The 12,801-nt window shown below is 30.7% G+C and carries 8 protein-coding genes; 2 read left to right on the top strand and 6 right to left on the bottom strand.

Annotation, left to right across the window (positions count from 1 at the left end):
- Positions 1 to 188 precede the first annotated feature (188 nt).
- Together mfd and MPF19_RS03230 are read left to right on the top strand one after the other, a co-directional pair.
- Positions 189 to 3,524: a transcription-repair coupling factor gene (gene mfd / locus MPF19_RS03235; RefSeq protein WP_249986749.1), complete on the top strand. Its 3,336-nt coding sequence runs from the start codon at positions 189 to 191 to the stop codon at positions 3,522 to 3,524.
- Positions 3,525 to 3,731: 207 nt separating this feature from the next.
- The gene (locus tag MPF19_RS03230) at positions 3,732 to 4,667 is read left to right on the top strand and encodes an energy transducer TonB (protein ID WP_249986748.1); all 936 of its coding nucleotides are present in this window, start codon (positions 3,732 to 3,734) and stop codon (positions 4,665 to 4,667) included.
- Between the two features lie 166 nt (positions 4,668 to 4,833).
- On the opposite strand, the gene MPF19_RS03225 is transcribed toward MPF19_RS03230, so the two are convergent.
- From MPF19_RS03225 to MPF19_RS03200, 6 genes are all read right to left on the bottom strand, one after another.
- A complete protein-coding gene (locus tag MPF19_RS03225) occupies positions 4,834 to 6,603 on the bottom strand; it encodes a MutS-related protein (RefSeq protein WP_249986747.1) in 1,770 nt (589 codons plus the stop codon).
- Between the two features lie 4 nt (positions 6,604 to 6,607).
- Positions 6,608 to 7,027, bottom strand: a complete 420-nt coding sequence (locus tag MPF19_RS03220) for a hypothetical protein (protein WP_249986746.1) — start codon at positions 7,025 to 7,027, stop codon at positions 6,608 to 6,610.
- Between the two features lie 59 nt (positions 7,028 to 7,086).
- Positions 7,087 to 8,166, bottom strand: a complete 1,080-nt coding sequence (locus MPF19_RS03215; protein ID WP_249986745.1) for a HesA/MoeB/ThiF family protein — start codon at positions 8,164 to 8,166, stop codon at positions 7,087 to 7,089.
- Between the two features lie 77 nt (positions 8,167 to 8,243).
- Entirely contained in the window at positions 8,244 to 8,501 is a 258-nt protein-coding gene (locus MPF19_RS03210; protein ID WP_203394248.1) for a SemiSWEET family sugar transporter, read from the bottom strand.
- Between the two features lie 190 nt (positions 8,502 to 8,691).
- Positions 8,692 to 12,051 carry a leucine--tRNA ligase gene (locus tag MPF19_RS03205; RefSeq protein ID WP_249986744.1) on the bottom strand — a complete coding sequence of 1,120 codons (3,360 nt, stop codon included), beginning with the start codon at positions 12,049 to 12,051 and terminating at the stop codon, positions 8,692 to 8,694.
- A gap of 131 nt (positions 12,052 to 12,182) precedes the next feature.
- Positions 12,183 to 12,716: a DUF2911 domain-containing protein gene (locus tag MPF19_RS03200; RefSeq protein WP_249986743.1), complete on the bottom strand. Its 534-nt coding sequence runs from the start codon at positions 12,714 to 12,716 to the stop codon at positions 12,183 to 12,185.
- Positions 12,717 to 12,801 lie beyond the last annotated feature (85 nt).

The raw sequence follows: 12,801 nt of genomic DNA, 5'->3' as shown, positions 1-12,801 counted from the left end.
ATAGCAAAATTATTGATATCAATAATTTAATTTAAAAATAAACATTAGAAAACAATAGGGTTTTTCTAGAATTAAAAAATAACAAATGCTAGATATCATAATAAAATGAAAAGAATAAAGCAAAATAGTTTTAAAACATTTTATATTTAACAAACTCAAATTAATATCTTTGATAAAAATATTTTAGGTTGAGTAAGCAGAACATTGTAAATCAATATCAAAAAGCTGCGAATGTTTCGCAGATTATTAACCAACTTCAACAAGACAAAAACCATTTTCAAATATCGAATTTGGTGGGTTCTTCGTTGTCTTTTGTTATATCAGAAACTTTTAAAAAGGCAGACAAACCGTATCTTCTAATCTTTAATGATAAAGAAGAAGCAGCTTACTACCTTAACGATTTAGAACAATTGTTAGGTGAAAAAAATGTACTTTTTTATCCAGGATCCTACAGAAGACCTTACCAAATAGAAGAGACTGATAATGCAAATGTTTTATTACGTTCCGAGGTTTTAAATCGAATTAATTCTCGTAAAAAACCAGCAGTAATTGTTACCTACCCAACTGCTTTGTTCGAAAAAGTGGTAACCAAAAAAGAATTAGAAAAGAATACTTTAAAAGTAGCCGTTGGCGAAAGTTTATCCCTAGATTTTGTCAACGAAGTTTTATTTGAATACAAATTTAAACGTGTAGATTTTGTTACCGAACCCGGAGATTTCTCTGTTCGTGGAGGAATTATAGATGTTTTTTCTTTTTCTAATGATGAACCCTACAGAGTTGAATTTTTTGGTGATGAAATAGATAGTATTCGTTCTTTTGATGTAGAAACACAATTATCTAATGAGAAACTGAAAAAGGTTTCTATTATGCCAAATGTAGAAAACAAAACGTTACAAGAAAACAGAGAGAGTTTTTTGAAATACATTTCGCCTAAAACAGTAATTTTTGCAAAAAACATCGATTTAATTACCGGAAATCTAGATAAGTTTTATCAAAAAGCTGAAGAAGCTTTCCTAGATTTATCTAAAGAAATAAAACACGCAAAGCCAGCAGAGTTATTTTGTGATGGAAATTTCATAAAAAATCAAATACAAGATTTTTCACTGATAGAAATGTCTCCTCGAACACAAACGAAAGATCTTTCAGAAATTAAGTTTAACACCATAGCACAACCTTCTTTTAATAAGCAATTCGATTTATTAATAGAAAATTTAGAAGAATATCATAAGGCAGAATTTACCAATTATATTTTTTGTGCAAACGACCAACAAGCAAAGCGTTTTCATGATATTTTTGATGATGCGGAACAAGAGGTTCATTATGAAACGGTTGTTTTTCCGTTATATCAAGGTTTTGTAGATGTTGAAAACAGATTGGTTTGCTATACAGATCACGAAATTTTTGAGCGTTACCATAAATTCCGATTAAAAAACGGATACGCAAAAAAACAGGCAATTACCCTTCAGGATTTAAACAAGCTTGAAATTGGAGATTATGTAACACACATGGATCACGGAATTGGAAAATTTGGTGGTTTACAAAAAATCGACGTTCAAGGTAAAAAGCAAGAAGCCATTAAGTTAGTGTACGGAGAAAGAGATATTTTATATGTAAGTATTCACTCGCTTCATAAAATATCTAAATTCAACGGAAAAGATGGTAAAGCACCTAAAATATACAAATTAGGTTCTGGTGCTTGGAAAAAAATCAAACAAAAAACCAAAGCCAGAGTTAAACATATTGCCTTTAATTTAATTCAATTATACGCAAAAAGAAAGCTGCAAAAAGGATTTGCTTTTGGCCCAGACACACACATTCAGCATGAGCTAGAAGGTAGTTTTATGTATGAAGATACGCCAGATCAATTTACATCTACCCAAGATGTAAAAAATGATATGGAAAAAGAACAACCCATGGACAGATTAGTCTGTGGTGATGTTGGTTTTGGTAAGACAGAAGTTGCAGTAAGAGCCGCTTTTAAAGCGGTAGATAACGGTAAACAAGTGGCAATTTTAGTACCTACAACCATACTTGCATTTCAACATTACCAAACATTTACAGAGCGTTTAAAAGATTTTCCTGTAAGAATTGATTATCTGAATCGTTTTAGAACGGCAAAACAAAAAACAGAAGCCATAAACGGAGTAAATGACGGTTCTGTAGATATTATTATTGGTACACATCAATTAACAAACAAACGTTTACAATTTAAGGACCTAGGTCTCTTAATTATAGACGAAGAGCAAAAATTTGGTGTTGCTGTAAAAGACAAATTGAAGACTTTAAAAGAAAATGTAGATACTTTAACCCTAACTGCAACGCCAATTCCTAGAACGTTACAATTTAGTTTAATGGCGGCAAGAGATTTGTCCGTCATAAAAACTCCGCCACCAAACAGACATCCTATAGAAAGTAATGTCATTCGTTTTTCGGAAGAAATCATTCGAGATGCAATTGCTTACGAAGTTTCTCGTGGAGGACAAGTTTTCTTTATTCATAACAGAATAGAAAACATAAAAGAAGTTGCAGGTTTATTACAAAGATTGGTTCCGTCGGCAAAAATTGGAATTGGTCACGGACAAATGGAAGGAAAAAAACTAGAGGGCTTAATGCTCGGTTTTATGGCTGGTGATTTCGATGTTTTGGTTTCTACAACTATTATAGAAAGTGGATTAGACGTACCAAATGCCAACACAATTTTCATTAATAATGCCAACAATTTTGGTTTATCAGATTTACACCAAATGCGTGGTAGAGTTGGTAGATCTAACAAAAAAGCATTCTGTTATTTTATCACTCCTCCTTATCATATGATGACCGATGACGCTAGAAAACGTATAGAAGCGTTGGTTTTATTTTCTGATTTAGGAAGCGGAATTAACATTGCCATGAAAGATTTAGAAATTCGTGGAGCAGGAGATTTATTAGGTGGTGAGCAAAGTGGATTTATCAATGATATTGGTTTTGATACCTATCAGAAGATATTGCAGGAAGCCATTGAAGAATTAAAAGAAAATGAATTTAAAGAATTGTATCCAACAGATAATTCTAAACCTAAAGAGTTTGTAAAAGAAGTACAAATAGACACCGATTTCGAGATTCTTTTTCCAGATGATTATATCAATTCAATCACAGAAAGGTTGGCTTTGTATAATAAACTAGGCGAGCTAAAAACCGAAGAAGAACTACAAGTTTTTGAAACTGAAATTATAGATAGATTTGGAGAATTTCCAACGCAGGTTGAAGATTTATTAGATTCTGTACGTATAAAATGGTTGGCAAAAGAGCTTGGTTTAGAGAAAGTAATTCTAAAGCAAAAACGAATGATGGGGTATTTTGTGTCTAATCAACAAAGTGAATTTTACCACACAGATGCATTTACGCGCATGTTAAAATACGTGCAACTAAACCCTAAAAGTTGTGTTATGAAAGAGAAAGAATCTAAAAACGGATTGCGTTTATTAATTACTTTTATAAGAATTGATAGCGTAAAAACAGCTTTGAGTATTTTACAAAAAGTGTAATTTTATTTTTTGAAGCTATTTCCTGCTGGAATTTATCTTGAGCGGAGTCGAAAGGCTGTATCTTTTTGCCGAAAAGGCTAAAAGGATGCCGTTTCAATCGGGGCTAAACTTTTTTGCTTGCTTTTTTCAATAATAAAATTCTGAATTATTTTAACATAATTTTAACTTTGGCATCTTATTTGATTTTAGCTCATAAAATGCAACATTATGAACTCAAAATTTAAAATTACCATCCCTAAACCATGTCATGAAAATTGGAATATAATGACACCTATGGAAAAAGGTAGATTTTGTAGTTCTTGTTCAAAAACCGTAATCGATTTTACAAAAAAATCAACTTCAGAAATTCAAGAGTATTTAGTAGAAAATAAAAACCAACGAGTTTGTGGACATTTTTATAAAAAACAATTAGATAGTATTACTATTGAAATTCCACAAGTAACTTTTCAACAGCAATTATCATTTCAAAAATTATTCATTTTAGCTTTATTTTTTGTGATGGGGACAACACTTTTTAGTTGCCAATATACTGATGGAAAAAAACAGAAAATTGAAAACATTATTCTTGTAGATACAATTAAGAAAGTAGAAAAAGAAATTGATTCGCTTACAATTGAAAAAAAAACAACTACTATTCCTGTAAAAAGAACAGTTCCACCAGTTCCCAAAACAACTGGAATTACTTTTTGTGAAGCAACTTCAAAAAAAGACAGTATTATAGAAATAACTACTCTTGGAGAATTACCTATTGAAGGAGATATAAGTTATGTTGAGTTGGAAGAAGATTTTGTTTTAGGAATGTTTATTCAAGAGCCTCCGAGATTTAAATCATCAAAAAAACTATCAGGTGAAAAAGCAAGAAAAGATTTTGACAGTAGATTGAAAAAATATTTTCAAGAAAATTTTAATTTTGAGAAAGCTCAAAATCTTGGATTAAGAGAAGGAAAATATAAAATATTTACACAGTTTATAATTGATACTTTAGGAAATGTAATCGATATAAAAGTGAGAGCTCCACATCCAACATTAAAAAAAGAAGTAAGAAAAATACTGCAAAAAATGCCTCAGTTTATCCCAGGAAAACAAAGAAATAAAGCTGTAAAAACAAAATACAATTTACCTATAACTTTTGTGGTAGAATAAAGTTTAGTTTCATCCAGCTATAAGCTAGCAAACAAGTCTAGCCCTGATTGAGCGGTTTTTATTTGAGCTCTTTTTTAGTTGTCAGTTCGAGTGAATTTTGAAGAATGAAAAATTTGTATCGAGAACAAGACTAAAAAAAGCGAGTAGCGAAAACAGGAAATAGCTTCTAAACAATTTCCATCTTCTGCAACAAGAAAGAAGCATTCATGTTTTTACAAATACCGTTTTTTAAGGTATAATCGAAATGCAATTCGTCGTCAATAATTTCTGCATCGAAATAGTAATTTTTAATATCTGTAAACTCATTTTCTAGTTCACATAAACTCACATCGTGTGTTGCAATAATTCCTGTCGATTTAGATTTTGTCAATTTCTCTACAAACTTTTTAGAGCCAATTGCTTTGTCTTTGCTATTGGTTCCTTTTAGAATTTCGTCTAAAATTATAAAATAATCTGTGGTTTTAATTTCATCAACAATAAACTTTAGTCGCTTTAATTCAGAATAAAAATACGACTCGTCTTCCGTTAAAGAATCTGTAGTTCGCATACTTGTAATTAACTTTATGGGAGCATATTTAAAGTTTTCTGCACACACAGGCAAACCGCAATTGGCCATAACAATAGACAAAGAAATAGTTCTTAGAAAAGTACTTTTACCCGCCATATTTGCACCAGTAACAATAAAAAATTCTTCTTTGTTAATCGTAAAATCGTTGTCAATTCTTTTTATTGCATCTAACAACGGATGTCCTAAATTGGTAGCTTCTACCACTTCTTTATCACCTGTAATTTCTGGAAAAACAAATTTTGTATGATTAAAGTGAAAGTTTGCCAACGAATTCTGAGCATCGAAAAAAGCAACAACAGAAAACCATTTATCTACCGTGTGTTTGTAATTAGTAATCCATTTTTCTACATTAACTGCATTTCTAATATCGAGTAGAAAGAATCCATTTCCAAAAAATGCAATTACAAGATTATTACGTTGATCGAAAGCATCTAAAACTTTAGAAAATTCTTTAAAAATAGTTGAAGCTTTTTTATCTTCAGAATTTATAATTGCTTGTTTTTCCTTTAAAATGGTTGCCGAAAATTCTTCTCTTTCAATTTCATTTAACAACACATGATATTGCTTAAAAGTTTCTCTTACTTTATCTGTATCTGCATATAAATTACTGGTTTTTTTAACAAAGGCAGCACTGATAAAAAGGCCAATAAAAAACCAAATTACTAAATAAGTAAAAGAAAGAAAACCAAAAGAAACCAAACCGATAAATACTATTGAAAGCACAGAAAAAACAAGTTGAATTCCCTTTAAAAACGTAGGCAGAATAGCTGTGTAATTCTGAACCCAACTTACAATAAAACCAGACGTATCTTTTGTGGTGATTAAGCTTGCCAAAGCAGCAAAATGTTGCCTCCATTTTACTTTTGTTGCTAATTCCTTTATGGTGTTTTGCTTCTCTACAATTTCATTCGTTTTATTTTCCGTAAACGTATTTGCAAGTAGTTTCTTTCCTTCTGAAGTTACCGTTCTATTTAAGTATTGAAAAAAAGAACCAACACCAAATAAATCGATATCATTGCTATAATAATGCATTGCATTTACAAATTCTTCACCAGATTCTAAATGATGAAACTCTCTATTTAAAACTTGTAATTCTGTTTTATTGATGTTAATCTTAGCTTTTATGATGGCTCTTTCTCTTTGTAAACTAACGTGTTTTACAACTAAAAAACCAAATAGTAAAATACCTAAAAAAGCAATAATAAAAACATCTGGGTATCTACCAAATGTTAGATATATTAAAAAACAGGTAGTTAAAAAGACTCCAAACCTAAAAACACTTAGGTTTATAGATTTCTTTTTTAAAAGGGTTGCTTCTTTTTCTAACTCTAACTTTATTTCACTATAAAAATCAAAAGGATTTTTCATACTACTAATTTCTTTCTAAAAATTTAATTTCTAAGTTTTTGGCTAAATCTCTACCGTAATCTACTGCATTATCTATTTCATCAAAAATAGCAATCTTGTATCTTTTATTTCTAACGTCCCAAATATTTACCTCACATTCTTCTCTTACATTTAAAAACGTAGACACTCTATCTAATTTTCTTATTTTTCGCCATTTTCCAAAACCAATAGGCCCAATAAAGTAATAACGCCTAAACTTCATTTCTAAAAAATTAAAATGAATGTTTTGATTTAAAGAGAATTTAATCGCCAAAAAAATGGTGAAAAATATAGAAAACATACCTGTTCTCATCTGAACAGCTTCACTAATTTGAATATAGTTTTCATTTAAATAAAATCTCTTATAAAAAAGATATAAAGATAAGGAGAAAAAAAATGAAGCCATTATACGGTTAAACACCGACCTTTTCCCAAAAGAAATTAAGACGTCATTTTTATCCATAATTACTTATAAGCTGAAATCCCACCAGACAAACTTAAAACGTTTAGTGCTGGATATTTATTCTTTAACATTTTTGTTGCTCGGTAACTATTCATCCCTCTTTGACAAACCATAACATAAGTTTTATTAAAATCAATCTCTATTTCATCTACATCAAATTCTTGAATAGGAATTGTTTGATGAACATCAAAAGGTAATTGTAGATTTGGTAAAACTGCGATCAATTCTAAATTTGTATCTCCTAATCTTTCCTTTAACTCTACTGATAATATTTGCCAATCAGAATTTTGAGTAGAGCAAGCAATATCAAAATAGGTTTGTATTTTAAATAATTTAGCAATCTTATCTTTTAAAACGGTTGGTTTTAATTTCATTTTTAACTGTGTATTTTGCAACGAATTGTAAATCAATAATTCATTTGCTAACGGTTTTCCAATTCCCGTTATCAACTTTAAAACTTCATTTACTTGTTGTGCAGCAATTAAACCAACAATAGAGTTCATAGTTCCTGCTTCAGAACAATTAGGTACATCTGTTGCCATTTTAGGAAAAGCGTCTCTTAAATTTGCGGAATACGTTCCGTTTTGCTGTAACACATTAAAACTTGCCACATAACCATCGAACTTATACAAAGACCCATAAACTAATGGTTTGTTTTTAATAACACAAGCATCATTTAGCAAATACTTTGTAGGTAAAGAATCTGTGCCATCTACCACAATATCAAATTGTGAAGTCAGCTCAAAAACATTTTCTTTTGTAATTGGTTTATTAGTAAAACTTACTTCTGTAAAAGGTGCTCGCTTTTTTATAAATTCTGATAAAACGGCTGCTTTTGGTTTATTTACATCATCTAAAGCATAAAATACTTGTCTGTGTAAGTTAGATATATCGACAGTATCAAAATCTACTAAATGTATTTTTCCAATTCCGCTTGCAGCTAAATACACCGCAATCGGACTACCTAATCCGCCACAACCAACCACCAAAACAGCAGCGTTTTGTAGTTTTTGTTGCCCAACTTCACCTATTTCAGATAAAGTAATTTGACGCTTAAAAAGTTGATTTTTTGTGATACTCATTGAGGTGACAAGATAGTTAAATAAAAAAGTCATTACAATAATTGTAATGACTTTTGAATCTATATTAAGATAATTTTTTATTTATACTTTATTTTCATGAGTAACAAATATAAAGTTAAGGATGCCGTAATTATATTGGCTAAAATGATAGATAAACTATTTATGTAAATACCATAAATTAACCATAAAATTACTCCCGTAAAAAAAATGATATACATGGACAAAGAAAGTCCGGAAGTATCTTTAGTTTTATATGTTTTAAAAACTTGTGGCAAAAATGATGTTGTTGTAAAAACTGCTGCCACTAAACCAATAATCTCATGAAAATCAATCATTTTTTTTGTTTTACTTAAAATAGATTCTTAACTTTTTCTTAGTTAAAAAAAATTAAGAATCTATAAAAAACTTATATCTAATCAGATTTCTCAATCACCTAAAAAGGCTCATTTCGAAATGACACTTATTATTTTCATTCTTAATCCCCAAAGAAACCACAAACAAGCGAATACCTAGAAAGGCTGCCCTTTAGATAACTATGTTTATAATTTTACCAGGAACAATAATTACTTTTTTAGGTGCTTTACCATCTAATTGAGCAATTGTTTTCTCGTTTTCCATTACTATTTTTTCTATTTCTTCTTTTGATAAATCTAAAGGAAGCTCTAATGTAAAACGCATTTTTCCGTTAAAAGAAATCGGATAGTTTTTAGCGCTTTCTACTAAATGACTAGCCTCAAAAACTGGGAAATTTGCCGTAGAAATAGATTCCTTATTCCCTAACAAACTCCATAACTCTTCTGCAACATGCGGTGCATAAGGAGAAACTAAAATTACTAAAGGTTCTAGTATGGCACGTTTATTACATTTTAAAGCAGTTAATTCATTTACAGCAATCATAAAGGTAGAAACAGATGTATTAAAAGAGAAATTCTCGATATCGTCTTCTACTTTTTTAATGGTTTTATGTAATGTTTTTAACTCGTCTTTTGTTGGAGCGGCATCAGAAACTTCAAAATTATCTCCGTTAAAATACAGTTTCCATAATTTCTTTAAGAAAGATGAAACTCCAGAAATACCAGAAGTTTTCCAAGGTTTTGCTTGTTCTAAAGGGCCTAAAAACATTTCGAATAAACGTAAACTATCTGCTCCATATTCTTCGCAAATAGCATCTGGGTTTACCACATTGTATTTAGACTTAGACATTTTTTCTACTTCACGTCCTACTTTATAAGCTCCGTCTTCTAAAACAAACTCAGCATTTTTATAATCAGCATTTAAAGCATGATTTTTAAAACCATCCACATCTAACTCATCAGATGCATTTACTAAAGAAACGTCTGCATGTAAAGCCGTTTTAGTAATCATTACCAAATCTGCAAAATTAGGATCTAAAAACTTATTATCTAATAAGTGATTTTTAACAACCGTTTCAAATTCATCATCAGAATTAAATGCATTTTTAGATACAAATACAGTTGGTATTTTCTCTAAAACATCATCCATAGATTTTTCATCAGAACAACCACAACCATTCTTTACAAAAGCTGTTGCTTTGTAAACAAAAGCAGAAGTTCCTAAAATCATTCCTTGATTAATCAGTTTTTTAGCAAACTCATCTACAGGAACAATTCCTTTATCGAACAAGAATTTTTGCCAAAAACGAGCGTATAATAAATGCCCTGTTGCATGTTCAGAACCTCCAATATATAAATCTACTTCTTTCCAGTAATCTAAGTTTTCCTTGCTTGCAAACTCATTAGAGTTAGTAGCATCCATGTATCTGTTAAAATACCAAGAACTACCTGCCCACCCAGGCATTGTATTTAATTCTAAAGGATAAACAGTTTTGTTTTTTAACTTATCATTAGAAACAACTTTCTTTCCACGAGAATCCCAAGCCCATTCTGTTGCATTCCCTAAAGGTGGTTTTCCATCTTCAGTTGGCAAGTATTTTTCTACTTCTGGCAATACGATTGGCAAATGTTCTGCGTCAATCATTTGTGGCATTCCGTCTTTGTAATATACTGGGAAAGGTTCTCCCCAATAACGTTGTCTACTAAAAACAGCGTCTCTTAATCTATAGTTTATTTTTCCGTAACCAAAGCCACGTTTTTCCATTTCGAAAATGGCTAATTTTAATGCTTTCTTATATTTTAATCCTGATAAAAAATCAGAATTTGCAATCTTTGTTCCGTCTTTTCCGGTATGTGCTTCTTCAGAAATATCTACACCTTCAAAAATATTAGGAATCGGAATTCCGAAATGTTTCGCAAAATCGTAATCACGCTGATCTCCACAAGGCACAGCCATAACCGCTCCTGTTCCATAATTTGCTAACACATAATCTCCAATCCAAATTTGAACCTTTTCACCAGAAAAGGGATGAATTGCATACGCACCTGTAAAAGCACCAGAAATGGTTTTAACATCTGCCATTCTATCACGTTCAGAACGTTTTGCTGTAGCCGTAATGTATGCTTCAACTTCTGCTTTTTGAGCGTCTGTTGTAATTTTAGAAACTAACTCATGTTCTGGAGCCAATGTCATAAAACTTACTCCATAAATGGTATCTGGACGTGTTGTAAAGACATCAATTTTGTAAGATTTCTCGTCTTTTACAATTACTTCTGTTTCTACTGATTTTTCAATCTTTTTTGGAAACTGAATTGCTGTATTAATTGCAGCAACAACTTTTAATACATTTTCAACTACTTCTTCGTTTTTAAAACGAACAACATTAAAACTTTCATTGTTAAAAAATGCTGTTCTTGCTTCTTCATCTTCTTTACCAGAAAATTCAACAATTAAGTTTTTAGCTAAACAAACATAATCTACCAAAAAGGTACCAATTGTATATTTTTTTCTGAATTTTGAAGCTCCTTTTTTATTTTTTAATTCATTCCAAAGCGTTGTTTCTGCTTTCGATAAATTTTGTCTTAATTCTTTTAAAGCTTCTAATTCTTTATAAGATAGTTTTACTTCAGAAGATGTATTCTTAGCACCATTATCAACATTAAAAGTAACCATTGCACCTTGAGATCGTCCAATCCAATTGGTTTGAGAATCTTTTAAAGGTTGTGGCCAATCAATTTTTTCTAATCCGTCTAAAAGACGTTGTGCATATGCAGAAATACGCATAGACCATTGTGTCATCTTTTTACGAACAACAGGATGGCTTCCTCTTTCTGATACTCCGTTTACAATTTCGTCATTTGCTAAAACGGTTCCTAAAGCTGGACACCAATTTACTTCTGTATCAGACAAAAAGGTTAAACGGTATTGTAATAAAATTTCTTCTTGTTCTGTTTTTGAAAATGCTTTCCATTCATCCGCAGAAAAAGATTTTATTTCTTCATCACAAACAGCATTTACTGTTGCATTTCCTTCTTTTTTAAAGATTTTCTCTAAAGAAGAAATGTCTTCTGCTTTATCAGAATCTTTATTATACCAAGAATTGAACAATTGAATAAAAATCCACTGAGTCCATTTATAATATTCCGGACTAGAAGTTCTCACTTCTCTGCTCCAATCGAAAGAAAAACCAATAGTATCTAATTGTCTTCTATACGTTGCAACGTTTTCTTCTGTAGTTTTTGCAGGATGTTGCCCTGTTTGAATTGCATATTGTTCTGCTGGCAAACCAAAAGAATCATATCCTTGTGGATGCAATACATTAAAACCTTTATGACGTTTGTAACGCGCATAAATGTCACTAGCGATATATCCTAAAGGATGCCCAACGTGTAAACCTGCTCCGGATGGATAAGGAAACATATCTAACACATAATATTTAGGTTTCTCCGATTCATTACTGGCTTTAAAAGTTTGGTTTTCTGCCCAAAATTTTTGCCATTTCTTTTCTATATCTAAGTGATTATATTGCATTCTAATTTCTTTATTTAAGCTGCAAATTTACGTTTATTCTTTGTAAGCAAGAAATTCATTTCTTTAAATTAAATGACATAAAAAAACCGTCTAAATTTCTTTAGACGGTTTCAATTATTTCTTAAATAAAATTATTTAATAGAAACAGAAACTATGGTGTTAGCCCATCCCATTTTTAAGGTCATATCATCTGCAAACATCATAGAAAATGCTTCGATGTTTTTATCTGATGTAGATACCGTACCTGGTACTCTAACAACATCTTGGTCTTCTTTATAAAAATAAGATCCCCAAACATTTTTTGCTGTACTTAAAATTACAACCCAGTCTCCTTCTGCTTTAGGAATAGTAAATAACGTGTAAGTTCCTGCTTTTACTTCCTTACCACCAAAAACAACATCTTTGTAGAAAGTAATTTCTGCCGCTTCATTTGCACCAGTTCTCCAAACTTTATCTACAGGAGCCAATTTACTTAATTCTCTTCCTTTTAACTGTGGTCTTCCGTAAGTTACTTTTACAACTTTATCTGAAATTTTATAACTACTTGGGTATGCAGCACCATCCATTGGGCTTTTATCTAAACCTTTAAATTCTTGCGCATTTGTTCCTGTTGAACTAATTAATGTAATTGCAAAAATTGCAATTGATAAAATAGATTTTTTCATGGTTTGTTATATTTATTTATAATATTAATACTCAAGTCTTCTTAAAAATGAAAACCTTACAAAGGTTTCTAATTATTTCTGCTAA

Source organism: Polaribacter sp. Z014, from assembly GCF_023555435.1.
Lineage (GTDB): Bacteria > Bacteroidota > Bacteroidia > Flavobacteriales > Flavobacteriaceae > Polaribacter.
The sequence above is the reverse complement of the archived record's forward strand: the minus strand, read 5'-3'. Positions and strand labels throughout refer to the sequence as shown.